Origin of the sequence: Vibrio sp. OPT20, from assembly GCF_963889365.1 — a bacterium.
GTDB classification, from domain to species: Bacteria; Pseudomonadota; Gammaproteobacteria; order Enterobacterales; family Vibrionaceae; genus Vibrio; species Vibrio splendidus.
Genome location: NZ_CAWPOA010000058.1, coordinates 248,050 through 272,301 on the forward strand (window position 1 = coordinate 248,050; position 24,252 = coordinate 272,301).

Sequence of the window (24,252 nt, forward strand, 5' to 3'; positions counted from 1 at the left end):
AAGGCAATGATATGGGTGTGCTAATGGGACGTGAAAATATGATGTTCGGTGGCGAAGGCAATGATACAGCCGTCGTTGCTGGACGAATCAATCACGTGTTCTTGGGCGCGGGTGATGATGAGTCGTTTGTCTTTGGCGAAGGTGGCGAAATTGACACTGGAACTGGCCGTGATTATGTCGTCACATCTGGTAACTATAACCGTGTTGATACAGGCGGCGACCAAGACTACTCAGTTACGATTGGTAATAATAACCAAGTTGAGTTAGGGGCTGGTAATGACTTCGCCAATGTCTTTGGCAATTACAACCGTATCAATGCTAGTGGCGGCAATGATGTTGTTAAATTAATGGGTTATAACGCGGTGCTCAACGGTGGCGAAGGTGATGATCACCTAATTGCTGCTGCGCTTTCTAAGTTCAGCCAGTTCAATGGTGGCGAAGGAAGTGACGTGATGGTACTTGGTGGATTCCAAAATACCTTCAAGGGCGGCACTGGCGTAGATAGCTTTGTTGTAAGTGGTGACGTAATTGACAACCTCGTTGAAGACATTCGCAGCGAAGACAACATTGTTTTCAATGGGATTGACTGGCAGAAATTGTGGTTAGAACGCAGTGGCTATGATCTTAAATTGTCGATACTGCGCGATCCTGAAAGTGATACTGATCAAGCCAAGTTTGAACACATTGGTTCTGTCACTTTCAATGATTACTTCAATGGTAACCGTGCGCAAGTTGTTGTGGCGATGGGAGATCAAGGCACATCCCAAGATCATACTGTGTTGTCCAATAATGCGGTTGATGCATTGGTTCAAGCTATGAGCGCTTTTGAGCCTCAGGCTGGTGATAATGGCTTTATCGATAACCTTGATAGTAAATCTCGCGTTGCGATTACAACAGCATGGTCCGATGTATCTAAAGGGAACAGTGCTATCTCGTAGCAAATAATCTCTACTTTAGGTAAATAATATGAGCCGTCTTCTTTTGAAGACGGCTTTATTAATTCAGCACACTTACTTTTCCTTTCGCTACCAATTGATCTCGAACCGAGTCGTATGCCCAGTTGAACGCAATCGCGTAAAGTACGAAGAAAATAACTAGGCCGATGTCCATGATCAGTACGGTTAGGAAATCGAGTTGTAGAACCCACATCAAGACAGGTAGAGTCACTGTCATCAAGCCAAGCTCAAAACCTAATCCGTGCAGAACACGTGTTTTCTTGGTTCTTTTGCTTCGGTCAGCTCCGTAAATTTTGTCGTAGCCATAGTTGTAAGCGTAGTTCCAAGCCATTGCAATCAATGATATTACGAGCGCTAAGCCTGCCATTTCACCTGCGCCGTTTCCTGTAATATAGGTTGCAAGCCCTGCCATCAAAACCAAAGCAACCAATTCAAATAGCACCATGTGCAACATGCGTTCTTTATGTGACATTTTTCTAACTCTCTTTACGATTAAATAGCCGCCGATGGGCTAATGACTTGGCTAGATAATATCTACTTAAGTGATAATATAAAGATAGTTAGTATCACATATTATGATAGTAAGTTTTGGGAGAAACCGAATGTACAACGTTGAACAACTGAAAATGTTTGTGTATGCCGTTGAATTAGGGTCATTTTCTGCCAGTGCTCGTCATTTGGGTAAGGTGCAGTCAGCGGTAAGCCAAGGCATCAGTAATCTTGAAATAGATTTTAATGTTGAGCTTTTTGATCGTTCGACTCGAAAGCCTTCACTAACCAAAGCGGGCGAGCAGTTATTTAAACAGGTGAAAGCGATCGTACTTCAGGTTGAAGATCTGAATGTGACGGTTAACGCGATGGGTAGCGGCGAAGAGGGGCTCATCAAAATTGCATTAGATGATTCACTATTGGTCCCGAATCTATCTAAGATCCTTAGTCAGTTCAGTAAACAATTCCCAGCGACGGAAGTTGAATTGGTTGCGTGTACCACGACAGAGGTCAATCCGTTGATTATCGAAGAGAGAGCCGACATTGGATTAATGTTTACCAATTTGGCTTTTGATGTCGGTTCTGAGCCATGTTTTATCGGCCACCTACCGTTTATTGCTGTGTGTCATCCAAGTCATTCACTCGCAAAAACAGGTGTGGCGAAACTCACTGACTTACTCCCGCATCGTCAGTTAATGTTGAGGGGAGACAAAGGCAAGGTGATGGACCAGTTTCCACTGATTGCCGGTAAGGTATGGTGGTCAAACAGCTTTATTGTGATCAAAGAGATGGTACTCGGCAGCGATATTGGCTGGGCATACTTACCCAAGCACCTTGTCGAAGAGGAGCTGAATAAGCAGCGTTTAGTGGAGATTAATGTCTCATTCGATCACAAAACATGGTCGCCGCCCGTTGATCTTGTTCTGTCTAAAACACGCTCTAAAGGCCCTGCGTTACTTTGGCTTGAACAAGCTTTGAAAGGCTTATTAGACGAAACGTAAACTGGACGAGACTTAAATTGGATCAAACTGAATAAAGAAAAGGCTCACCGTTTAACGTGTGAGCCTTTCTGTTTGACGTGATGCTGCTTTTTATCAGCTCTAGATGTAGACGCTAGACGCTAGGTTTAACCGTCTGACCGTTGTAGTACTTGTCTTTCATCTTAAGCGCCACGTTCACTAGGTAAATCAGCACGGGTACTTCAATCAATGGGCCGATAACGCCTGCAAACGCTTGGTCTGAGTTGATACCGAATACTGAGATAGCAACGGCAATCGCTAGTTCGAAGTTGTTACCTGTCGCAGTGAAGGCAATAGATGCGTTTTTGTCGTACTCAATGCCCATCTTCTTACCAATGAAGAAGCTGATGAAGAACATCGCTGTGAAGTAGATAGTCAGTGGAACCGCAATCAACAATACGTCCATTGGCAGTTCAACAATCATCTCGCCTTTTAGGCTGAACATCAGAACGATAGTGGCCAGTAGTGCAATCAGTGTGATTGGAGAGATGCGAGGAATAAACACATCGTTGTACCACTGCTCACCCTTCATCGACACTAGGATCTTACGGCTTAGGAAGCCTGCTAGGAATGGGATACCTAGGTAGATAAGTACACTGTGTGCAATATCGATCATCGAGATATCAACCATCATGCCTTCGTAACCAAATACTGGTGGAAGAACGCTGATGAATAGCCACGCCATAAAGCTGTAGCTCACCACTTGGAATGCACTGTTTAGAGCAACTAATGCCGCACCGTATTCTTTGTTACCGCCGCCGATGTCGTTCCAAACCAGAACCATTGCCACACAACGAGCAAGACCAATCAGAATCACGCCGACCATGTAACCTGGGTGGTCACCTAAGAATGTTAGCGCCAACACAAACATCAGAATTGGGCCGACAAGCCAGTTCATGATCAAAGATAGTTTGATCGCTTTCTTATCTTTTACCACGGTGCCTAACAGGTTGTAGTTAACCTTAGCCAGAGGTGGGTACATCATTAAGATAAGGCCAATTGCCAGTGGAATGTTGGTTGTGCCAACAGACATTGATTCGTTCCACTGTTCGATTTGTGGGAACAAGGTGCCAAGCAGTACACCAATGCCCATAGCGATGAAGATCCACAGCGTTAAGTAGCGATCGAGAAAACCTAATTTTGGTTTCATTATATTATCTCTTTGGTTGTTATCGTTAATCGTCGAAAAACGATATTTAAAGGCAAAAAATACGCTTAGTTTATTGTGTTCGACAAACTAAGCGTGGTTAATCTATTTTAAAATGGTTTCGATAAGCGATTCAAATTGCTGAATATTATCTCGGTTAATGCGATAGCACATCTTCGGTGGTATCGATTCAGCAGTGATGAAGCCTGAGGTTTTCAAGATTCTTAGGTGCTCTGATACTGTTGATTGAGCCAAACCTAATTCACTCACCAAGTCACTGTTCAAACAGCCGCCCGATTTTTCTAACGTTGAAAGGATACTCAATATACGAACTCTTGCCGGGTGAGCGAGCGCTTTCGCTAGAGTTGCCATTTGCTTTTCAGCTTCGGCATCACCATGTCCGATTGGCAGAGCACAGCCACCAGTTGTAGAGCAAGTTTCGTTCATATTGATGTTTCGCTTTCCATAATCGTTAAAAGACGATTAATAGTAAGCCCATTTTATATAAGGGTCAATGTGATCTTTCAATTTGCTTTTAAATTGGATGTCAGAATCCATATTTATCATTGAAATTCAATGGACTAAGACTTGGATGAACCAAACCAGTATAACGGCCACTTTTGTTGTGAATCGCTGTTATTCAATAGCGCACCAATACCAACCAAAGCGATGCTGCCTACTAATACGGGAGTGAATAAGAACATCCAATCCACATGTGCGGTACCTGCCAAAGCTATCACAATCGGATTGGCGCCAGCGGGTGGGTGAACCGCTCGACAGTATTGCATTAGCATGATGGATGAGCCGACAGCGATTGCCATGGTCAAATAAGAATCCCCAAAGCCATATAACGCGATTAAGCCCACAGCAGCTGAAATAAAGTGTCCCGCAATGACGTTTCTAGGTTGAGCTAACGGCGATGTAGGCACCGCAAACAGTAGTACGCACGTCGCACCAAATGGCGCCATTAACCACGGGAAGCCAGAGCTTTCTGCTAATAAGCACAAGATTAAGATACCGAGCGTACCGCCAATAAAACCTTTAACAAGCTGGCTTATGCTTGCTTTCGGAGGAAGGGCTCCACCACCAGATAGTTTGCTGATCATAATCGTTTCCTCTTCGTTTTCTGTTTTTTTATTGAAAGTGTGCAGATCTGTACTGTTTGATTTGGATGATACAGATCTGTACACTTCTTGCAACGAGAAATTGAGCTCTACGATTTCAGAGCGAGTCGAGGTTGATGAACGATGAGTAAAAAAGATCTGATTCTGGATGTAGCAGAATCGTTGTTTAATCAGTTTGGTTATACCGCTGTTGGGGTGGATATGATCCGAGACGAAGCGGCGGTTTCTAAGACATCCATGTATCGTCACTTTGGATCGAAAACCAAGCTGATTGAAGCCGTGCTAGAAAGGCGTCATCAGCGTTTCGAGTCGAGTTTAGAAGCGGCGCTATCATCAACGTCTGGATTACAAAACCAACTGGATGCGCTGTTAGATTGGCACCTTGCATGGTTTGAACAACCTGACTTTAAAGGCTGTATGTTTATGCACGCGCTAGCCGAATTTAAAGAGTCGGAAGATGACATTGCGATGCTCTCGCGACAGCACAAGGTTTGGCTCAAAAACAGCATTCGTGATGTGGTAAGAGGTAATGAAGAAGTAGACACTGCAATACTCGAATTACGCAGTGAATCGGTTATGACTTTTATCGAAGGACTTATTGTAAGAGGTGAATTTGGTCAGCTTGATTCAAAGTCAGACTCAAACAGACAAGCCTACCGAAAAGCATTGCATTCACTGGCTATTCTAGCGATATAATCGAACGCAGAACCGTTACACAAGATAACGAAAAATCATAATTTACACTTTAATCTTTACTTATAGGTAAGCCCTGAAATGCCACAACAGAACATCAAATTTATCGCTGCTGATATGGACGGCACTCTGCTTAATGAACACGGAAAGTTAGACCCAGAATTCTTCAATCTTTATGAGCGACTAGAAGCTCAAGACATCATTTTTGCTGCGGCATCGGGCCGCCAGTACTACAGCTTGATGGAAACCTTTTCCCCGCTAAAAGATCGCATGGTGTTCGTTGCTGAAAACGGCACATTAGTGATGCACAAAGGCCAAGAGCTCTACAGCTGCTTACTTGATACTGATGCCATCAAAGACATCATCAAAGAAGCGCGTGCCATTGAAGGTGCACATGTGGTGCTTTGTGGTAAGAAATCAGCGTACATCGAAACCAAAGATGAGCGTGCTCTAGCGGAGATCTCTAAGTACTACCATCGTCGTGAGCAAGTAGAAGATTTACTGGCGGTAGAAGACGATTTCATCAAGGTGGCTATCTGTCACTTCGACGGTTCACAAGAGAAAGTGAACCCAACTATTGATGCCAAGTTTGGTGAGAACTACCAAGTGGTTGTGAGTGCGAAAATTTGGTTGGATGTGATGAATGCTGAAGCGTCAAAAGGTGCGGCGATTAAGCACCTACAAAACACATTAGGCTTCACTTACGAGCAGACCATGAGCTTTGGTGATTACCTAAATGATTTGGAAATGCTTAAAGAGAGCTACCACTCTTACGCGATGGAAAACGCCCATCCTAAGCTGAAAGAGATTGCGCGTTTTGGCGCGCCAAGTAACGTTGATGCGGGTGTGTTCCAAGTGCTTGAGAAGTTGCTAGCGTAACGCTCTTAAGCTCGATTCGATTTTTATCAAAGCCAACTCGTGAAAATGAGTTGGCTTTTTTTTGTCCGGTAATGGCGCATCGAGTTAAATTTGAACGAGTGTTCAGTTTGTTGTAGTCTGATCAGAAAGATGGGTATCCACTTCGAATTGGATACGCCTTAGCAACGATATTTGGAAAGATTATGAGCAAGAAACTTCAACTCGATATTATTTCTGACGTAATGTGCCCTTGGTGCGTAGTCGGCTACAAAAACCTAGAGCAAGCCGTTTCTGAACTTGGCTTAGAACAGCAGATTGAACTTGAATGGCAGCCGTTTGAGCTTAACCCTGATATGCCGCAAGAGGGTGAAAACCTGCGTGAGCATATCATGAGAAAATACGGCTCTAGCGCAGAAGAGAGTCAAAGTTCACGTGAACAGCTTGCGGCGCGTGGCCAAGCGGTAGGGTTCGATTTCAATTTCTACGACAGCATGAGAATGGTTAATTCCCGTCATCTGCATGTGCTGCTCGATTTTGCTCTAGCGCATGGCAAACAGACTGAGTTAAAGCTACGCTTCTTTACTGCTCATTTTTCAGAGCAGAAAGATCTGTCCGATCTTGAGGTTATCGCACAAGAGCTTGAAGCCGTTGGGCTAGATTCGACGAAGGCATTGAAACGCCTAAAGAACATCGATAACTTGAAGCAAATTGAAGCGCAAGAGTTTGAATGGCAACGCATGGGGATCTCTGCGGTTCCTACTGTGGTATTCAACCGTAAGAGTGCAGTCACAGGCGCGCAGACGGTCGAAACGTACAAGCAAATTCTTCAAGAACTTATTGCTGAATCATAAGCCGATTATTGGTATCAATTAGAGTCTGAATTACATGGAATCATTGTCACTCGCGCAAGCGCAAAAAATGGTACTGCTTTCGCAAAAGCTGCCGCCCAAAAAGCAACGCAATGGAGGCACTTTGGCGAACACGCTGTCTGCGATTGAAAACCTTGGGTATGTGCAAATTGATACCATTTCGGTGATTCAGCGAGCCCACCATCATACGTTGTGGAATCGCAATCAAGACTACCAACTGAATCATCTTGATAAGTTGTTAGATCGTCGAGAAGTGTTTGAGTATTGGTCGCACGCTGCTGCTTATCTACCTATGCGTGATTACCGCTTCAGCCTGCATCGAAAGAACGGGTTTGCGAGCGGTAAGCTTAAGCATTGGTATAAAAAGGATGATGCATTGATGGCGCATGTTCTCAAACGCATTGAGAGCGAAGGGCCATTAATGGCGAAAGACTTTGAAGGGGATAGACCAAACCCCGGCGGGTGGGGTGGCAAACCTGCTAAACAGGCACTAGAAACCTTGTTCATGCAAGGTGACTTAATGGTGCCAAGGCGAGTGAACTTTCATAAGGTCTATGACCTAACCGAACGAGTTTTGCCGAGTGGCATTGATACCTCAGAACCAACGGAACAAGAGTACATTGAGCATCTAATCACGCGTTATTTAGAAGCTAATGGTATGGGAATAGCGTCGGAGATGAGTTATCTACTCAAGAACACTAAGCCATTGATAAAGAAGACACTCCAGCAGATGCTTGAAGATAAACGAGTGATGAAAGTGAGTGTTCAAGGATCTGATTATTATGTGCTGCCGGATGCTTTTGAACTGTTGAATCAGCCTCTTTCTAGAACCAAGCTTAAGATACTCTCGCCATTTGATAACTTGCTGATTCAACGTAAGCGAATGCAATCATTGTTCAACTTTGATTACCTTCTTGAGTGTTATGTACCTGAAGCTAAGCGCCAGTTTGGTTATTTCAGTTTGCCGATTCTGTGGCAAGGTGAGCTGGTGGCACGAATGGATTGTAAGGTTGATAGGAAGAGTCGCTTACTCACTATTCGTAACTTGGTTGTGGAAGAGCGAATTAAAAACCACGAGTCGTTGGTTCATGCTTTATGCGATGAGCTAAAACACTTCATGGTGTTCAACCAATGTGATGAGATGATCGTCCACAACACCACACCTTCTGATCTTGGCAAGCGTTTGATGAGTCATTGACAAACAGTCTAGCGGTTTTGTTGTTTAAAAAACTCTTCGTTACTTAGAAGCCTCTTTGCTAATTCGTCAGCGCTTAGTTACTCAGAAAGAGTAGCTAACAAGAATTCGACAAAGGTTCGGTTCTTCAATGACAGTTGCTTAGTTTTGTACAACAAGTGGATCGGTTTAGGTAACGGCGCCATGCCGGGCAAGATCTCCAATAGCATTCCACGTTCAATTTCTTCTGCAACTAAGATAGTCGGCTGTAACAACACGCCTACGCCTTGAAGGGCTGCATATCGCAACACATCCCCATTGTTCGACATCAAACGTACTTGCCCTTTGTTCCCCGCAGTGTGAGTTGCTTGGTGACTCTGAAGATCTCGGGACTGAGGTTCACTGTTTTGTGTATTACGTATTTGCGAATCACGGCCATTCACATCACGACGGCTGCTATAGCTGAATCCAAGCGATGGGTGTTGTGCAAGGTCTTCCAACACACGAATCTCAGCATGTTGATTAAGGTACTCAGGAGCCGCGCAGTAACACATCTTATAATCGCCTAAGTATCTGGCGACTAAACTGGAATCAGACAGGTCACCGATGCGCACAATCAAATCAATATCGGATGAATAAGGATCGACAAGGTCGTTGTTCAGCACGAGTTCGACATTAATCGTTGGGTGATGCGCGAGGAACTTAGCCACAATCGGGGCAAGCACCTTGTTCCCGTAGGTGACCGGGCAGTTTATCTTTACCGTCCCTTTTGGCTGGTTCTCCAAGGTTTGAATCAGGTTTTCAGCGTTGCTGATGTCTTCGAGAATTCGCTTACATTCTCGATAATAAAGTTGACCGGAATCGGTTAAAGACTGCTTACGCGTGGTGCGATGAATCAGTTGAGAGTTGAGGCTCGATTCAAGATGATGGACATGTTTACTGATCATGGTCGCCGACAAGTTGAAGTGGTTTGCGGCGCTGCGAAAGCTGCCTTGCTCGACCACGTAAATGAAGACTTTCATGCTGGTTAACTTATCCATTAAACACTCTTGGTTGATAAATAATAAACAAAAGGTGAGTTTATCAATTATTAGGGGTTAATTATATTAATGGCAAACCGATAATTAACTAAAATAAGAGCGTGAAATGCCTCAAACAAACGAAACCATCTTTGTTACTGCTGAACTTAAGATTAAAACCAACATTGATCGTGAGGCTGCGATTGAAGCCACCGAACAGTTTTGCCTAGATATGCAGAGTGAGCCGGGCTGCTTACAAGCGATTGCAACCTATGATCAAAACCAAAGCGATCGTGTGATTTTGCTAGAGCAATACGTTAACCGTGAAGCGATCAATCAGCACTTTGGAATGCCTCATACTCAAGCGTTTATTGAGCGTGATATAACGGAATTAGTACAAGCATTTGAAACTCATAAGAAGGAGATCTAAGCCATGAAATGGGGAATCCTAGGAACCAGCTTTATCTCAGGCGTAGTGGCGGATGCGATTAAAGGCGATGCTCAAAGCGAGCTATATGCTGTCGCTGGTCGTACTGAAAAAACACTCAATGAGTTTGCAGCCCAATACCAACCAACACGAACCTTCAACAGCTATGAAGCCCTGATTGAAGATGAGTCAGTCGACATTATCTACATCGCGCTACCTAATCACGTCCACCACGAATACGTGATTAAAGCCGCTCAAAAAGGCAAAGCGATTCTGTGTGAAAAATCGTTATCGGTTGATATGGAAAAAACCGAACAAGCTCTGCAAGCGGTAAAAGAAGCGGGCGTATTTTTCGCAGAAGGTTTGATGTACTTGAATCATCCATTGATCGCCAAGCTTCATCAAGAATTAGCGACAGGTGAGATTGGCGAAGTGCGCTCAATCCAAGGTTCCTACGTTGCGGCGATTGATCAGTTCGTTAACCCTGCGAGCAAAGGCGCGTTGTACAATTTGGGTTGTTATCCAATGTCGCTGATTCATTCTGTTGCGCAGCTGCAATCTGGCAAGAGCGTGTTCGATGATGTACAGATCTCAGCAATTGGTCGACGAGGCGAAGATGGCAATATCTGTGAGTCGTCGGCGATGATGCGTTTCAACGACCGTTTTACCGCGCAAATTCACACCGCTGAAGACTACGGTTTAAAGCATGGCTTCACGATTCTAGGCAGCAAAGGCTGTATCACACTCGACACCAACCCATGGCTACCGACCGAAGAAAACACATTCACGGTTGAGATCTACGAAACATCGACACGTGAAGTGAAAGTTGAAGCGCAAGGCGACGGTTTCCATTATCAAGTTCGCAATATTCGCCGAGCGGTTGAGCAAGGTGACACACAACTTGCTGCGCCAATGGCGACTCATCAAGACTCTCGCGTAATCATGAAGTTACTGACGGATTGGGAACAAGCGGCAAGCTAAGATCTTCGTAAATTCTATATTCGTCTCATGTTTGATTGCCTCGTCAGTGATCAAGCATGAGACGTTTCCTCTAAATTTCTCGCCAATTCTCTCCCACAAATACTTTGCATTTGAAACAGCCACAGTGTCCAATGTCGGTTAAGACAATATTGACCGAAAAACCTTATTTTTTAAGGTGTTAAATAGGAACTTTGCCGCATGCGTAAATCAGATAAGAAGATCGAAAATCAAATCAGAGACGTGTTAACGGACGTGTGTGAAGATACGTTGAAAAGCTACGATGGTTTTCTTTGGGTGACTCATACGGTCAATTTCTCTTCATTCCCGCAAAGTTTGAAAATCATCTGCGTATTCGATACCAATCAGGATAGAACGAACTTCTTAGAGGGTGGAGGTCAGCTGGAGGTCTCTGTTGCTATCCAAAAGGCGTTCAGTCAGGTTGGGATTACATTGAAGAATATCGATAAGCACGTCAGTTACGATACACAAGAGAATTGCGACCGTGACCATCAAGGGAAGTGGAACCATAGACTTTAAGAAGCTTTCGTAAGAGTCCTTATTGGTTCGTTAACTAAAGAACGAAAGCCTACGCGAGGTAGGCTTTGTTACTGAATTTTGTTTTGTTATTTAATTGCGGTGCAGAAGCTAACGTCTGAATGCTGAGTTTGTGGATCGTAGCTGTGGTAAAGCTCAAAGCAAGGACGGTCTTCGGTTTCTATGCCGGACTCTATGACCTTACTCATCAGGTCGTCCCAAGCTTTAGCGTATTGGCTTGGCTCGGTGATTGTTTGGCGCATCACTGCATATTGTCCGCCGGGAAAATCTTTCAATTCGATTCCATTTGGTACTTCAGTATCGCCTGAAACCATCAAGCAGATGTCGGTACGGCATTTATCGTTCGGCGTGATTTCTGGATTGTCATGATAGATAAAGATGCAGCTGTTACCTGCTAATCCTTTCATTTCGGCCCATTGATAAAGACGACCGCTTGGTTCTTCATAACCCTGTCCATAGGGGCCGGTCACTCGTACATACGCTAGTTTTGACGGTTCGAATTGTTGTGTTTTCATTGTCCTACTCCATGTTGTTGGTTCGGAGTCAGTATATGAATTGCTTGGGGTTGCTGCGTTTCCATTCTTGCGCAACGTGTGTCCAATCTTGCTATTTCGAGTTAGCTCGCTGAACGCTTGGTAATCTTCGCAATCGCGAAATGCACTCGGTGTGACACCGAAATGTTGTTTGAATGCCTTGGCAAAGCTCTGAGACGATGAAAAGCCATAATCCAATGCGACGTTAATAATAGGTTGTTTGGATTTGAAGAGATCATTGGCTGCCGCTTCGAGTCTCAATCGTCTGATGAAATCAGCAAGCGTCTCGCCTTGAACGGCCTTAAAAGTACGATGAAAATGGTAGGGTGAAAAGTTGGCTAACGCCGCGACTTCTGGCAGGTTTAATGGCTCATTAAAGCGTTTTTCTAGATAACGGATAACGGGAATCAGCCGTTTGTGATAGTCAACTTTCATTGCTTTGCTCGCCTGTCTGGCCTTGTTTTGGTATTAGACAGAGAGCCTAACCTATTCAAACAGAGTTTCAATATTCACAGTGTAAAGGTGAGATGGACAAAGGGGATCATGTGATGAACTGGGGGAGTCAGAAGGCTCTAGAAATTTTGCATATCGACTGATTGATGACTGAAGCCAATTGATTTTGCCGCATTTAGTAGAGCTTGTTGGGTCTTGAATACCCTTGGTTTCAGCTTTCGGTCGGACTCTAAGAAACTATTTATTCCCCACTTGCTGCTTAGAACCATCAAGTAATAGCCATCATTGTTTGGAGAGTTTACGGCAATTGCTGATTCTAAATCGCCACGTTTGAAATGCTCCTTAAATTCGCGTAATACCATATCAATATCCTTATTCGATGATTAAAAAAGGGAGCGAATCGCTCCCTAGTTAATGTTGGTACTAATGATTACAAGAATGCGCGGTATGGCAGTTCTGGGTCATTTTTAAAGATATCTGCAAAACCACGGAAGTGTTGGTAGTGCATGCGACCTTTATCTGTAGGGTAAGTGTATCGGCCACCGACTTGCCAGAAGAAAGGTGCGAAGCCGTATTGCAGACGTTCTTTCTTCATGTTCCACAGCATTTCAATTTCACGTGGGTCATTTTGGAAGTTAGCCCAGATATCGTGGTGGAAAGGAACCACGACTTCACAATCCAAAGATTCAGCGGCACGTAAAATGTCTGAAGACGTCATTTTGTCAGTTACGCCACGTGGGTTTTCACCGTAAGAAAGCAGTGCAACGTCGATCTTGTGGTCATTACCGTGCTTAGCGTAGTAGTTTGAGTAGTGAGAATCACCAGAGTGGTAAACTGAACCGCCTGTCGTTTCTACTAGGTAGTTCACTGCACGATCGTCCATGCCACCTAAGATATCAGTGTCTAAAGAAGAAGTGCCTTCAGGAAGTGTCACTAGAGCAGTACGGTCGAATGCATCAAGAACCTTAATATTGACGTCTTTGATCTTAACCTCGTCGCCAACTTTCGCGATAACACAACGATCTTCTGGCACACCCCATTTCATCCATAAATCAACACACGCTTTAGGACCAATGAATTTAACGTGCTCGCCACAGTTTTGTAGAACGGCTGCAGCAACGTTGATGTCAATGTGGTCGCCGTGATCATGAGATGCCATAACCGCATCGATCTCTTTAATAGCGAAAGGGTCCAATGGGAAGATTGCAGTACGTAGGTTTGGCTGAAGTGCTTCAACACCGCCCATACGCATCATTTGGTGCTGGTTTTTCATTTTTTGAACAGCTTGTGTTTTTTTACCAGTACCACACCAGAAGTCCATTGATAGGTTTGCACCACCTTCTGATTTTAGCCAAATACCTGTACAGCCAAGCCACCACATAGAAAATGTATTTGGTTGCACGACGGTTTGCTCGATCTCTTCATTTAACCATGTGCCCCACTCAGGGAATGTATTTAGGATCCAAGACTCGCGAGTGATTTCGTTTACGTTGCTCATGATAATACCTTTTATTTCAATAATTTGATTAATTTTGGATGTAGGGAGCCGAGCGCCTTAATTTTGATTAAGGCACTGAGCTAAATTTATTATTATTGGTGGGCTAGTTAGCCTTCGATTTAAACTAGGATGACTTGCGTCCCTTGAGCTTCAATCCGCTTAACGACGTCTGGGTTAGCTTCTTTACCGGTGATGACTATGTCAATTTGCTTAGCGCTGCAAAATAGCATTCCAGTACGTTGCCCAACTTTTGAGCTGTCGACTACGACGACAAGCTTGTCTACTTGTTCAAGCATTTGCTGTTCTGCGACAGCGGTCAACATGTCTGCTTTATAGAGGCCAGCATCGGTTAAGCCTTTACCTGAGGTAAACATCCAGTTTCCGGCATAGCCTCCCAGTGAATTGGGCGCGGGATTTAAAAAGATGTTCTGTGCTTTGTTGTATTGACCACCAATGATGATGACATCGTCATGATCTTCGTTGATCAAGTAGCTTGCGAGTGGGAAGTAGTTCGTTACGATCTGAACATCTTCTCCACATAACTGTTGCCCGAGTAGGAACGCAGTAGAACCACAGTTGATCACGACTGTATCGCCAGCCTCGCAAAGTCCAGCTGCTGCTTGTGCAATCTCAGCTTTCTCTTCATAGAAATCAGTGCTGTTTATATTGAGTGGTGACCACTTTCTCTTCTGAGTCTCTACTCGTTCTGCACCGTTTCGAATTTTTCTAAGCCTACCAACTTCATCCAGTTTAGCGATGTCGCGTCTTGCTGTAGCTGGTGAAACGCTAAATTTATCAATGATATGTGAGACGTTTATTGTCTGCATATCTTCTAACAGCGACACAATGCCGTTATGTCTTTGTACTTCATTCATATTTATCACTCTTTATGTCGTTGTGACAATTTGATGATTACTTTTGATTTGTTTTGATTCTAATAATCACCGTCATGATTGTCAAACTACATCGCTATAAAAACCAGATCTTAATCACAATCATTTTTAAGTTGTTGATTTTATTCATTTAGTTGTTTTTCGGTGTGATCCGAAGCTCAATTAGGCACATTCTGGGTGTGGTTAATTGATATAAATCAAAGTAATCACAAGTGAGCATTGAATGATTACTTTTGATTGGTAAAGTTTAGTTCGTGAGCAAAACTAGACATCATCACATCCTACAAACCATTAAAATTAAAAATTAATCAGGGGTAAAGATATGGAATTCTTATACGATATTTTCTATATTTTTTACAGTCAGGTAATGACCAAAGCACCATTGCTACTCGGTCTTGTTACTTGTCTGGGTTACATTCTACTCAAGCGTGACGCAACAACTATTATCTCCGGCTCTATTAAAACCATCGTTGGTTTCATGATAGTTCAGGTAGGTGCAGGAACATTGGTAGCGGGTTTCAAACCGGTGATTTTGAAAATGAGTGAGATTCATGGATTGACGGGGTCAGTGATAGACCCTTACACAACCATGATGTCTACCATGGAAACCATGGGCGACAATTACTCTTGGGTCGGGTATGCAGTACTGTTGGCACTGGGACTGAACATTCTTCTTGTTGCCTTCCGCCGCATTACTGGTATCAGAACCATCATGCTGACGGGACATATTATGTTCCAACAAGCTGGTCTCATTGCTGTTTTCTACTTCGTGCTTGGCGCAGGTATGTGGGAAACCATCATCTATTCAGCAATATTGATGGCGTTGTACTGGGGTATCTCGTCAAATATCATGTTCAAGCCGACTCAAGAAGTGACTGGCGGGGCGGGTTTCTCTATTGGTCACCAACAACAGTTTGCGTCATGGGTAGCGACAAAAGTTGCTCCTAAGCTTGGCGACAAAAATGACAGCGTTGACCACATCAAACTGCCTAAATGGTTACACATTTTCCACGATAGCATCGCAGCGACAACGTTAGTCATGACTGCTTTCTTCGGCATTATTCTCCTTTCATTTGGTCTTGATAATCTTCAAGACATGGCAGGGAAAACACACTGGTTTATCTATATTTTCGAAACTGGTCTGAAATTCGCAGTCGCTATTCAAGTTATTGTAACGGGCGTCCGTATGTTCGTAGCGGAGTTATCAGAAGCCTTTAACGGTATTTCTCAACGTCTTATTCCTAATGCTGTTTTAGCAATCGATTGTGCAGCTATCTACGCATATTCTCCAAATGCAATGGTATTCGGTTTCATGTGGGGCGCTGTTGGCCAATTCACAGCCGTTCTTGCAATGTTAGCCTTTGATTCTCCTATCATGATTATTCCTGGCTTTATCCCTATGTTCTTCTCGAACGCAACTATTGGTGTGTTTGCTAACCACTTTGGTGGTTGGAAAGCGGTAATGAAGATCTGTTTCGTGATGGGCATCATCGAAGTGGTTGGTTCTGCTTGGGCAATTCATATCTTTGCTCAATCGGGTGCAGAGTTTAATGGCTGGATGGGTATGGCTGACTGGGCGCTTGTCTTCCCACCTATCATGCAAGGTCTCTCGAGCTCTAATATGTTCTTCTTCGGGATTCTGGCTTTAGCTGGTGTCTACATGTACTTCGCTTCTAAGCAACTACGAGCTGAAGAAGACGCAGAAGCTGCTGCTGAAACAATGACCGCAGTAACGCCTGAAGGCATCGAGGTTGAAATCGCAGTACCACAACAATCGACAGCAACCGCTGAAGCGCCATCTGTTTCAACAACGGCAGCTTCTACGACGTCAGCTTCTGCAACGTCAGAAATTCGCGTCTCACCAGCAGCTGACCAGAAACCGGTTCGTGTCTTAGTGTGCTGTGGTTCAGGTCAAGGTTCTTCAATGATGTGTTCTAAGAAAATCAAAGAGTACTTGGACAAGAAAGGCATCCCAAGCTCGACCTTTAACAGCGCCATTACTGATTACAAATCGCACCTTGGTTCATTCGACATCATCGTTACGTCGGTTGCGCTTGCTGCGAAGATCACTGGCCTGCCGGAAGGTAAGCAACAATTAGCGGTTAAGAACATGATTATGGTGAAAACTTTCGGCGACGAACTGGTTTCCATCATCGAGAACAACTTCCACAAATAATTAAAAACGGCTCAGTGGTCTCGCACTGCTGAGCCAATAAAAACAATTATATAAGTGAGCAATAACATGAACTTAAAAGAATCTCTTATCAGGAATAACTCTATCCTACTGAACGCAAAAGCATCTGACTGGAAAGCCGCAATTAAGCTTGGTACTGATGCATTGGTTAAAGCTGGCATTACTGAAGAGCGTTACTACGATGCGATTACTAAAGCGATTGGTGAAGAGGGCCCTTACATCTGCATTCATGATGCGTTCGCACTGCCTCATTGCCGCCCTGAAGATGGTGTTATTCGCACTGGATTTGCGTTAACCGTCCTTGAAACGCCTATTACGTTTGAAGGTGTTGATGAGCCTGTTGATGTACTGATCACGCTAGCGGGCAAAGATTCAGAAGAGCACATCGAAGGCACCATGCAAGTAGCGAACTTGATTGAATTTGATGAAGACTTCTCAAAACTTCGCGCATGCAAAAGCCCAGAAGAAGTGGCGCGTTTAATCGATGCTGCATTACTGCAAGCGGAAGCAGCGTAAGGAGACAACTATGTCTAAATATAGCCAACTGAAACAACGCGTCTTGGAAGCCAATTTGCAGCTTCCGAAGTACGGTTTGGTGACATTCACTTGGGGAAACGTCTCTGAGTTTGATCGTGATAACGGTGTGATAGCTATAAAACCATCCGGTGTCGAGTACTGCGACATGACAGCGGAAGACATGGTGGTCGTCGACCTAGAAGGCAACATTGTTGAAGGGAAACTTAATCCTTCAAGTGATACCGCAACTCACTTAGAGCTTTACAAAGCTTTCCCTGAGGTCAGTGGCATTGTTCACACACATTCACGCAGTGCCACAATTTGGGCGCAAGCGGGTATCGATATTCCAGCATTGGGCACTACTCATGCGGACTATTTCTACGGTGACATCCCATGTACACGTCGATTGTCTCACTCTGAAATTGCTGAAGAGTACGAGAAAAATACTGGCTTGGTGATCATTGAAGAGTTCAAGCAACGCCGAATTGATCCAATGGCCGTTCCCAGCGTGATTGTTGCAGGACATGCGCCTTTCTCTTGGGGCAAAGACGCCAACGATGCGGTTCACAACGCGGTGGTATTAGAAGAAGTTTCTGCAATGGCGTTGGCAACGCGCACCTTGAACAGCGGCATCAAAATTCAGCCAGAACTATCCGACAAACACTACTTACGTAAGCACGGTGAAAATGCTTATTACGGCCAACAGTAAATCGACTGTTCGTTTAAGTAGGCTGTTTAAGTAAGCCGTTTAACGAGCTTCGACTCTAAGTAGTTTCAATATTGACTAGGCCCGACTTCAGGGAATAAGTGAGAGGACTCTATGTATAAAGTGCTGGCGTTAGATCTCGATGGAACCGTGTTAAAGGATGATCACACGATTCATCCAGAAGTGAAAAAGGCGATCCAAGAAGCCAAACAAAGTTGTCATGTCGTGATTGTGACTGGTCGACACCACACAGCAGCACGACCTTATTACTACGAATTGGGGTTAGATACGCCAATCATTTGCTGTAACGGCACTTATGTTTATGACTATCAAACTGAAACGGTACTGACTCAAAATTCCATAGGTAAAGACAAAGCGCTGACCTTCATCGATATGGCAGACGAGTTTCAGCTCAAAATGGTCATGTACATCACGCATGCCATGACGTACTCACACTACAACCCATTTGCCTACATGTTGGCATTGGAAAGTTGGGCAGAAACGGCACCAGAGCAGCATCGCCCTCAAATTTACCAAGTGGAATCATTCATTGAAACGGCTCAGCAAGCCGAACACGTTTGGAAGTTTGTGGTGGAAGGTAGTCAAGATTCAGTCGACCGTTTAATGCAACACCCATGGATAGAAGAGAACTTCAACGGTGAGCGTTCTTGGTCAAACCGAATCGATTTTGCAGCGAAAGGTAACAGTAAGGGCCTACGCCTTGCTGAATACATTGCAGAGCTCGGTTATCACGCCGATGACGTTATTGCCGTCGGTGATAACCATAACGATATATCCATGCTCAAGTACGCCGGATTAGGTGTAGCGATGCTCAATGCTGATGACATCGTCAAGTCACACGTTCAACGCGTGTGCTCAACAGATAACAACCATGATGGCTTAGCCCGTCTAATACGTGAACAAATTAAAGGATAACAACATGACTAAACCAATGATTCAGATCGCCCTAGATCAAACAAACCTTCCTGCAGCAATTGAAGTGGCAAATAACGTTGAAAGCTTTGTTGATGTGATTGAGGTGGGTACTATTTTGGCGTTTGCAGAGGGAATGACGGCGGTTTCTACGCTTCGTAAAAATCACCCAGACCATATCCTAGTGTGCGACATGAAAACCACAGATGGCGGCGCAATTCTAGCGCGTATGGCATTTGAAGCAGGCTCCGACTGGATTACCGTTTCTGCAGCCGCACACATTGCGACTATTGGTGCATGTAAGAAAGTCGCAGATGAATTTAACGGTGAAATCCAAATCGAAATTTATGGTAACTGGACAATGGACGATGCTCAATCTTGGGTCGACTTAGGTATTTCACAAGCGATTTACCACCGTTCTCGTGACGCTGAATTAGCCGGTGTGGGTTGGACAGAAGAAGATCTCGTGAAGATGCGTGCCTTGTCTGAAATGGGCATCGAGCTTTCTATCACGGGCGGTATCGTGCCTGAAGACCTTTACCTATTTGAAGGCATTAAAGCGAAAACCTTTATCGCAGGTCGAGCACTTGCGGGTGACAAAGGTAAAGAGACAGCAGAAGCGCTAAAAGCTCAGATCGATCGCTACTGGAACTAGGAGGCGTTATGTATCAAAACCTGTTACGCCACCGTGTAGGGCTTTATGAGAAGGCTCTACCTAACGAACTCAGCTGGGAAGATAAACTTAAGCAAACCAAAGAGCTCGGCTTTGATTTTCTTGAGATATCGGTAGACGAATCAGACGAGCGTCGCAGCCGACTAGATTGGAATGACGAAGAAGTGTATGCCTTGCGTCGTCTTTGTGAAAAGCACGGCGTACCGCTGCAATCCATGTGTTTAAGCGCGCATCGTAAGTTCCCATTTGGATCTGCTGACCCTGCGATTCGAGAACAAGCGGTTATCCATATGGAGAAAGCGATCTCGTTGGCTTATAAGTTGGGTATTCGTACCATCCAACTGGCTGGGTATGACGTTTACTACGAGCCTGCGGATAAGGTGACCCATCAGAGGTTCATTGAAGGCATGAAGCTTTCAGCACGGTTGGCGGAAAGATCGGGCGTAATGCTCGCTGTGGAAATCATGGATACAGATTACTTGAACTCTTTGAGTAAGTTCGAAGTGCTGAGTCGCGAAGTCAATTCACCGTATTTCACGGCGTATCCGGATGTGGGTAATATTTCTGGTTGGAATTACGACATAGTGACTGAGCTAAAACTGAGTAAGCCTCATATCACTCAGATCCACCTCAAAGACACTTATAAAGTGACTGACGAGTACAAAGGGCAGTTTCGAGACTTAGTGATTGGTGATGGTGAAGTTGACTTCAATGCCATTTTTGAAACGTTGAAAGAGACTGAGTGCGTTGTACCACTCGTGATCGAGATGTGGGCTCAAGATGAACGTTGGAAAGAGAACATTCTCACGGCACAAAAACGACTGAATGATGTTTGTGTGCAAACGGGTGTTCCGAGATTGTTTGACCACTAACTCTACCTAGAATTATTAACCAGTTTCTCTTTGCGTTCTTCATGCTCCTAACGAAAAGAGAAAATGCAGCATATTACCCCCAATATGCTGCATTTTTTATAGCTATGTGGTGCTTTGTTTTTTCTTCTAAATAGTTTGTTACTTCCCAACAAATCGTGTTTAGAAAAAGCGATGTTTAAACAGCAATCGTCACATGGTCACGGCCTACTTCAGCCATCTGAACTAGGTAGTCTGTGTGGTACTTTTTCTTGATGGTGATTTGGCTACCGATTTCAGCAACAATCTTTACTACTTCCAACGCATCAGAAGGATGCAATGAAGAGTCTTTTGAAATTTCGATATTAACGCCTAAATTTGCCAATTTGATGATGTCGCTAGAATGCATGGTCGTGTCCAAGGTATTTGATTTTCGTGGACTATATCATCTTCAATTTATGCAACTCTACTTGGTTTAAGTAAAAATGGGTGAGATGTGCTCAAAATATGATTTCAATAGTAAAACAACGGCTTTTATTACGTCAATTCGTTTAATTGTCGGATTGTTGAATAAGATCATATTAAGGCGATCATGAATAGGTTTTATGTATGGTGATTAGTAGTATGAGTCTCAAAACAATATGAGAGATTGACGATGCCAAAGTTAGATAAATATAAAGGAATTATTTTTGATCTCGATGGGACTCTGGTCAATTCTATGGTGGCACACGCTCATGCATGGGAACAAACTTGTCAGAAGTTTGGTATTCCCTATGACAAAGAATGGCTCGATCAACTTGGTGGGATGCCATCGCGAAAAGTGACTCAAGAGATCCTTAAGCGTTACGATCTAACTCTTGATGCTCAACAAATTACTTCGGACAAAATCGCCAACTTTGAGGCTATTGAGCACAAAGGGGATGTTATCCCAGAGACATACGCACTTTTACAGCAACAATATCTGTTGAAAAAGATAGGCATCGGCACTGGCGCTCAGGCAAAACATGCGAGGGCGATTTTAAAGACGACCGATATCCCATCAATGATACGTACGATTGTGACTTCAGATGACGTAGAAAATCACAAACCTAACCCAGATACTTTTCTGAAAGTCGCTAGTCAGTTAGAGCTTGAACCGAGCGATTGTGTGGTGTTTGAAGATACGATTATAGGCCAGCATGCAGCGACATCGGCAGGCATGGATTGCTACATGGTTGAAAACGGGCAGATAACTAAGTTTGTTCCAGCGAATGGTTTGGAAGTGGGTAGCGGACCTGAGATCTGAAACTAAGCTGCGTTCAATCAGATCGCGCATTAATGAATCAGGTCGAAATATTCGTTTAGAAGTCGACGGTGGTGTGAAAGTTAACAACATAAAAGAGATTGCTGAAGCGGGTGCCGATATGTTCGTTGCGGGCTCTGCTATTTTTGATAGTGAAGATTATCAACAAGCTATCGATTCAATGCGAGCGGAGTTAGCTCAATTGAATTAAGTAGTGTATCTACTGCTGTATAAAGGCTCGAAGTGTTCTGTGTATCAGGCTTCGGGCTTTTTTGTATCTAATAGATGTTGATTTAATGGAAAACTACGTGGAGTCAGGGGAGGTTGCGTTGTTGGAGTTCTCTTCAGTTATATCTTTTTCATTGTGTAATAAAACTACAGTTAATATTGACTTTGGTCACATAACGGCGCAAAATTGACCTCAGATCACATAACGATGAGAACACAGTATGAACGCTACAGTAATCACGAATGAAAACAACGTATCACTAGCAAAACCTTCAGTAATGAATGAAGTTCTATTTTTTGCTAAGTCTACCGTTATCATGGGTGCAATTATCCTACTTGTTGCTTCTGCTTGGGTTTAATTTCTTAAATAACCCGCGTTAAGTGTGATCAGTGGTGGTGATTAGCCACTCACTGATTCAAACTAACGTCAGAAGCACCAAATTCATTTCCTTATCTTTCTCCAGTTCACTTTCTCTATCTTCTAGGCCAATCAGGCCGACTTTTTAGTCATCGACTTAGTGACTGAATCAAGTGATTGACTAAACCAAGTTACTTTTCTAAATCAACGGTTTAAGCACGATGCTTTAAACTAGACCAGTACAAAACTATCATTAATACATACGCTAATGCGGGCGCAATATAACTCGTACTCAGCGAAAGCTCATCAATCAAACTCGCCTGTACGAATGGTAAAACAACCCCTCCAATTGAACACATAATGAGAATTGCTGCCCCTTGTGAGTTTTGCTTACCTGATGCATGTAGCGCTTGTGCGTAAATGATGGGGTAGAGCGTAGAATTACATAGCCCTACGACAAGCATCAAATAACCGACCCAGACATGATTTTGATAGATCGCTAAGGCACTAATCAAAGCGGCAACCACGCAAGACAGTGAGAAGAGAGCATGTTTGTTAATTGTATTTCCGAATTTGGCGAACAGCAGCCTCCCCATAAACATTAATACCCAATAAAGAGCGATGATTTGTGTTGCGGATACCAATCCAAGGTCGCCATATTGCTGGTCCGCAAGGTAAGTAATAGTAAACGTGCCAAAACTGACTTCCACTCCGATATACAGCAGCAGTGCCAACGCTAACTTCATGAACTGCCGATTCTTAACAAGAAGAGTTAGTCCTCGCCAAAAGCCTGTCATTTGTTTCGGTTTAATATCTGGAAGAGATATTTTACTTAAAAATACCAACAAGCCTAAAAAGAACAGTGCAATAAATAGGAACAGAAATGAGACTTGGTGAGCTGTACTATTTACGTTAAAGGTAGCAGCCACAAGAATGACAGCGGTAAGCACTAGCGGGCCAAGCACAGTGCCAACGGAGTTAGATGCTGTTGCTACACTTTGACGTATAACACTCTTATCGGGTGTCGAGAGAAGTGATACGTAAGGTGAACTCACTACTTGAATTGCTGACACACCTGAGGCCATCAATAAGATCCCAATGAGTGTTGGAACAAGCTCTTCTCCTCGTACTAAATATGCCATGGCTAGACAGCCCAGAAGGCACCAGATCAAGCAGAACTTCAGCGTAGTTCTATAGCCAATTTTTGCCATGACAAATGACGTTGGAAGCGACACCGTAATTCGGGTGATAAAAAAGGCCATGGGAAATAGCATCGCCATTTTATAATCGAGAGAGAAAGCTTCTTTGTAATGTGGAATTAGCGAGTTACTTGAAACGGTAATTAAACCCCAGATAAAAAATATCAGAGACAGTAAGACCAGTGGGGCATCTTTTAACGGGAATACTCTCATAGTGATTCCTTATCGATAGCGATAAAAAAAGCAGAAGATGATCTTCTGCTTTTCGATTGAGACTTTACGGTGTATTACCTTTTAAACCGTTAATCACGCACAAAATTGATGTGATGAACATGAATGTTGTATTTCTCAATAATCACCTTCGTCGCATGCATGCTTTTGATTCGTTGTTCAGAATCTAAAGCGGCTGCCATTACTGATTCGTTCTCGTAACTGTGCTGCATCATCAGCAGTAGGTTTTTATGGCTCTCAGCTTCAATCGCTTCAGGTTTGTTCAGCGTTAGCCCTTGGTTATTCGGAAATGTGCGAATAATAGGCGCGACTTCGTTTTCCATGTATTGGTAGAAGTCTTGCTTCTGTTCTTCAGTTAAATCGGCTTCAAAAAAAGCGGTGCGAAAAATAGTCATG

At 43.8% G+C, this 24,252-nt stretch carries 29 protein-coding genes and 1 pseudogene; 18 read left to right on the top strand and 12 right to left on the bottom strand.

Annotation, left to right across the window (positions count from 1 at the left end):
* A partial coding sequence (locus AACR09_RS13190) for a calcium-binding protein (protein WP_228010573.1) occupies positions 1–938 on the top strand: 938 nt, incomplete at its 5' end.
* Between the two features lie 58 nt (positions 939–996).
* Here the strand turns inward: AACR09_RS13190 and AACR09_RS13195 are convergent.
* Entirely contained in the window at positions 997–1,428 is a 432-nt protein-coding gene (locus AACR09_RS13195) for a PACE efflux transporter (RefSeq protein WP_086050531.1), read from the bottom strand.
* A gap of 130 nt (positions 1,429–1,558) precedes the next feature.
* On the opposite strand from AACR09_RS13195, the gene AACR09_RS13200 reads away from it, so the two are divergent.
* The gene (locus tag AACR09_RS13200; protein WP_193835155.1) at positions 1,559–2,446 is read left to right on the top strand and encodes a LysR family transcriptional regulator; all 888 of its coding nucleotides are present in this window, start codon (positions 1,559–1,561) and stop codon (positions 2,444–2,446) included.
* A gap of 112 nt (positions 2,447–2,558) precedes the next feature.
* On the opposite strand, the gene arsB is transcribed toward AACR09_RS13200, so the two are convergent.
* From arsB to AACR09_RS13215, 3 genes are all read right to left on the bottom strand, one after another.
* The gene (gene arsB / locus AACR09_RS13205) at positions 2,559–3,614 is read right to left on the bottom strand and encodes an ACR3 family arsenite efflux transporter (protein ID WP_017092733.1); all 1,056 of its coding nucleotides are present in this window, start codon (positions 3,612–3,614) and stop codon (positions 2,559–2,561) included.
* 102 nt (positions 3,615–3,716) lie between these two features.
* Positions 3,717–4,058, bottom strand: a complete 342-nt coding sequence (locus AACR09_RS13210) for an ArsR/SmtB family transcription factor (protein WP_193835156.1) — start codon at positions 4,056–4,058, stop codon at positions 3,717–3,719.
* A 134-nt stretch (positions 4,059–4,192) separates the two neighbouring features.
* On the bottom strand, positions 4,193–4,717 hold the full coding sequence (locus tag AACR09_RS13215; protein WP_193835157.1) for an HPP family protein: 525 nt from the start codon (positions 4,715–4,717) through the stop codon (positions 4,193–4,195).
* A 141-nt stretch (positions 4,718–4,858) separates the two neighbouring features.
* Between AACR09_RS13215 and AACR09_RS13220 the strand changes: the two genes are divergently transcribed.
* The 4 genes from AACR09_RS13220 (at position 4,859) to AACR09_RS13235 (ending at position 8,353) form a co-directional block, all read left to right on the top strand.
* Positions 4,859–5,431: a TetR/AcrR family transcriptional regulator gene (locus tag AACR09_RS13220; protein ID WP_076668465.1), complete on the top strand. Its 573-nt coding sequence runs from the start codon at positions 4,859–4,861 to the stop codon at positions 5,429–5,431.
* Positions 5,432–5,509: 78 nt separating this feature from the next.
* Complete coding sequence (locus AACR09_RS13225; protein WP_193835158.1) at positions 5,510–6,307, top strand: Cof-type HAD-IIB family hydrolase; 798 nt, start codon at positions 5,510–5,512, stop codon at positions 6,305–6,307.
* Positions 6,308–6,489: 182 nt separating this feature from the next.
* The gene (locus AACR09_RS13230; protein ID WP_193835159.1) at positions 6,490–7,137 is read left to right on the top strand and encodes a DsbA family oxidoreductase; all 648 of its coding nucleotides are present in this window, start codon (positions 6,490–6,492) and stop codon (positions 7,135–7,137) included.
* A 34-nt stretch (positions 7,138–7,171) separates the two neighbouring features.
* Positions 7,172–8,353, top strand: a complete 1,182-nt coding sequence (locus tag AACR09_RS13235; RefSeq protein ID WP_193835160.1) for a winged helix-turn-helix domain-containing protein — start codon at positions 7,172–7,174, stop codon at positions 8,351–8,353.
* A 77-nt stretch (positions 8,354–8,430) separates the two neighbouring features.
* On the opposite strand, the gene AACR09_RS13240 is transcribed toward AACR09_RS13235, so the two are convergent.
* Positions 8,431–9,369, bottom strand: a complete 939-nt coding sequence (locus AACR09_RS13240; protein WP_193835161.1) for a LysR substrate-binding domain-containing protein — start codon at positions 9,367–9,369, stop codon at positions 8,431–8,433.
* Positions 9,370–9,475: 106 nt separating this feature from the next.
* Between AACR09_RS13240 and AACR09_RS13245 the strand changes: the two genes are divergently transcribed.
* The 3 genes from AACR09_RS13245 (at position 9,476) to AACR09_RS13255 (ending at position 11,293) form a co-directional block, all read left to right on the top strand.
* On the top strand, positions 9,476–9,778 hold the full coding sequence (locus AACR09_RS13245) for a putative quinol monooxygenase (protein WP_193835162.1): 303 nt from the start codon (positions 9,476–9,478) through the stop codon (positions 9,776–9,778).
* Positions 9,779–9,781: 3 nt separating this feature from the next.
* On the top strand, positions 9,782–10,756 hold the full coding sequence (locus AACR09_RS13250; RefSeq protein WP_193835163.1) for a Gfo/Idh/MocA family protein: 975 nt from the start codon (positions 9,782–9,784) through the stop codon (positions 10,754–10,756).
* A 198-nt stretch (positions 10,757–10,954) separates the two neighbouring features.
* Positions 10,955–11,293 (top strand): Fis family transcriptional regulator, encoded by a 339-nt coding sequence (locus AACR09_RS13255; protein WP_102361993.1) that lies wholly within the window; start codon positions 10,955–10,957, stop codon positions 11,291–11,293.
* Positions 11,294–11,379: 86 nt separating this feature from the next.
* Here the strand turns inward: AACR09_RS13255 and AACR09_RS13260 are convergent, their stop codons facing one another.
* From AACR09_RS13260 to ulaR, 4 genes are all read right to left on the bottom strand, one after another.
* A complete protein-coding gene (locus AACR09_RS13260; protein WP_193835164.1) occupies positions 11,380–12,279 on the bottom strand; it encodes an AraC family transcriptional regulator in 900 nt (299 codons plus the stop codon).
* 137 nt (positions 12,280–12,416) lie between these two features.
* Entirely contained in the window at positions 12,417–12,659 is a 243-nt protein-coding gene (locus AACR09_RS13265; RefSeq protein WP_009845904.1) for a hypothetical protein, read from the bottom strand.
* A gap of 68 nt (positions 12,660–12,727) precedes the next feature.
* A complete protein-coding gene (ulaG, locus tag AACR09_RS13270; protein ID WP_193835165.1) occupies positions 12,728–13,795 on the bottom strand; it encodes an L-ascorbate 6-phosphate lactonase in 1,068 nt (355 codons plus the stop codon).
* Between the two features lie 119 nt (positions 13,796–13,914).
* Complete coding sequence (ulaR, locus tag AACR09_RS13275) at positions 13,915–14,670, bottom strand: HTH-type transcriptional regulator UlaR (RefSeq protein WP_017081776.1); 756 nt, start codon at positions 14,668–14,670, stop codon at positions 13,915–13,917.
* A gap of 340 nt (positions 14,671–15,010) precedes the next feature.
* On the opposite strand from ulaR, the gene AACR09_RS13280 reads away from it, so the two are divergent.
* From AACR09_RS13280 to AACR09_RS13305, 6 genes are all read left to right on the top strand, one after another.
* A complete protein-coding gene (locus tag AACR09_RS13280; protein ID WP_102538354.1) occupies positions 15,011–16,864 on the top strand; it encodes a PTS ascorbate-specific subunit IIBC in 1,854 nt (617 codons plus the stop codon).
* Positions 16,865–16,930: 66 nt separating this feature from the next.
* On the top strand, positions 16,931–17,398 hold the full coding sequence (locus AACR09_RS13285) for a PTS sugar transporter subunit IIA (RefSeq protein WP_017078554.1): 468 nt from the start codon (positions 16,931–16,933) through the stop codon (positions 17,396–17,398).
* A gap of 10 nt (positions 17,399–17,408) precedes the next feature.
* Complete coding sequence (locus tag AACR09_RS13290; protein WP_193835166.1) at positions 17,409–18,107, top strand: L-ribulose-5-phosphate 4-epimerase; 699 nt, start codon at positions 17,409–17,411, stop codon at positions 18,105–18,107.
* A 111-nt stretch (positions 18,108–18,218) separates the two neighbouring features.
* Positions 18,219–19,040 carry a pyridoxal phosphatase gene (locus AACR09_RS13295; protein ID WP_102445455.1) on the top strand — a complete coding sequence of 274 codons (822 nt, stop codon included), beginning with the start codon at positions 18,219–18,221 and terminating at the stop codon, positions 19,038–19,040.
* A gap of 4 nt (positions 19,041–19,044) precedes the next feature.
* Positions 19,045–19,692 carry a 3-keto-L-gulonate-6-phosphate decarboxylase UlaD gene (locus tag AACR09_RS13300; protein WP_017078555.1) on the top strand — a complete coding sequence of 216 codons (648 nt, stop codon included), beginning with the start codon at positions 19,045–19,047 and terminating at the stop codon, positions 19,690–19,692.
* 8 nt (positions 19,693–19,700) lie between these two features.
* The gene (locus AACR09_RS13305) at positions 19,701–20,582 is read left to right on the top strand and encodes an L-ribulose-5-phosphate 3-epimerase (RefSeq protein WP_102453872.1); all 882 of its coding nucleotides are present in this window, start codon (positions 19,701–19,703) and stop codon (positions 20,580–20,582) included.
* Positions 20,583–20,757: 175 nt separating this feature from the next.
* Here the strand turns inward: AACR09_RS13305 and AACR09_RS13310 are convergent, their stop codons facing one another.
* Positions 20,758–20,967: a hypothetical protein gene (locus tag AACR09_RS13310; RefSeq protein WP_050651020.1), complete on the bottom strand. Its 210-nt coding sequence runs from the start codon at positions 20,965–20,967 to the stop codon at positions 20,758–20,760.
* A gap of 246 nt (positions 20,968–21,213) precedes the next feature.
* On the opposite strand from AACR09_RS13310, the gene AACR09_RS13315 reads away from it, so the two are divergent.
* From AACR09_RS13315 to AACR09_RS13325, 3 genes and pseudogenes are all read left to right on the top strand, one after another.
* Positions 21,214–21,843, top strand: coding sequence for an HAD family hydrolase (locus AACR09_RS13315; protein ID WP_012600135.1), 630 nt, complete (start codon positions 21,214–21,216; stop codon positions 21,841–21,843).
* A 4-nt stretch (positions 21,844–21,847) separates the two neighbouring features.
* Positions 21,848–22,051 (top strand): annotated as a pseudogene (locus AACR09_RS13320) (ribulose phosphate epimerase); the annotation flags it as partial.
* 238 nt (positions 22,052–22,289) lie between these two features.
* On the top strand, positions 22,290–22,427 hold the full coding sequence (locus AACR09_RS13325) for a hypothetical protein (protein ID WP_012600138.1): 138 nt from the start codon (positions 22,290–22,292) through the stop codon (positions 22,425–22,427).
* 211 nt (positions 22,428–22,638) lie between these two features.
* On the opposite strand, the gene AACR09_RS13330 is transcribed toward AACR09_RS13325, so the two are convergent.
* Positions 22,639–23,838, bottom strand: coding sequence for an MFS transporter (locus AACR09_RS13330; RefSeq protein WP_193835167.1), 1,200 nt, complete (start codon positions 23,836–23,838; stop codon positions 22,639–22,641).
* Positions 23,839–23,927: 89 nt separating this feature from the next.
* The gene (locus AACR09_RS13335; protein WP_017072596.1) at positions 23,928–24,251 is read right to left on the bottom strand and encodes a hypothetical protein; all 324 of its coding nucleotides are present in this window, start codon (positions 24,249–24,251) and stop codon (positions 23,928–23,930) included.
* Between the last annotated feature and the right edge of the window lies 1 nt (position 24,252).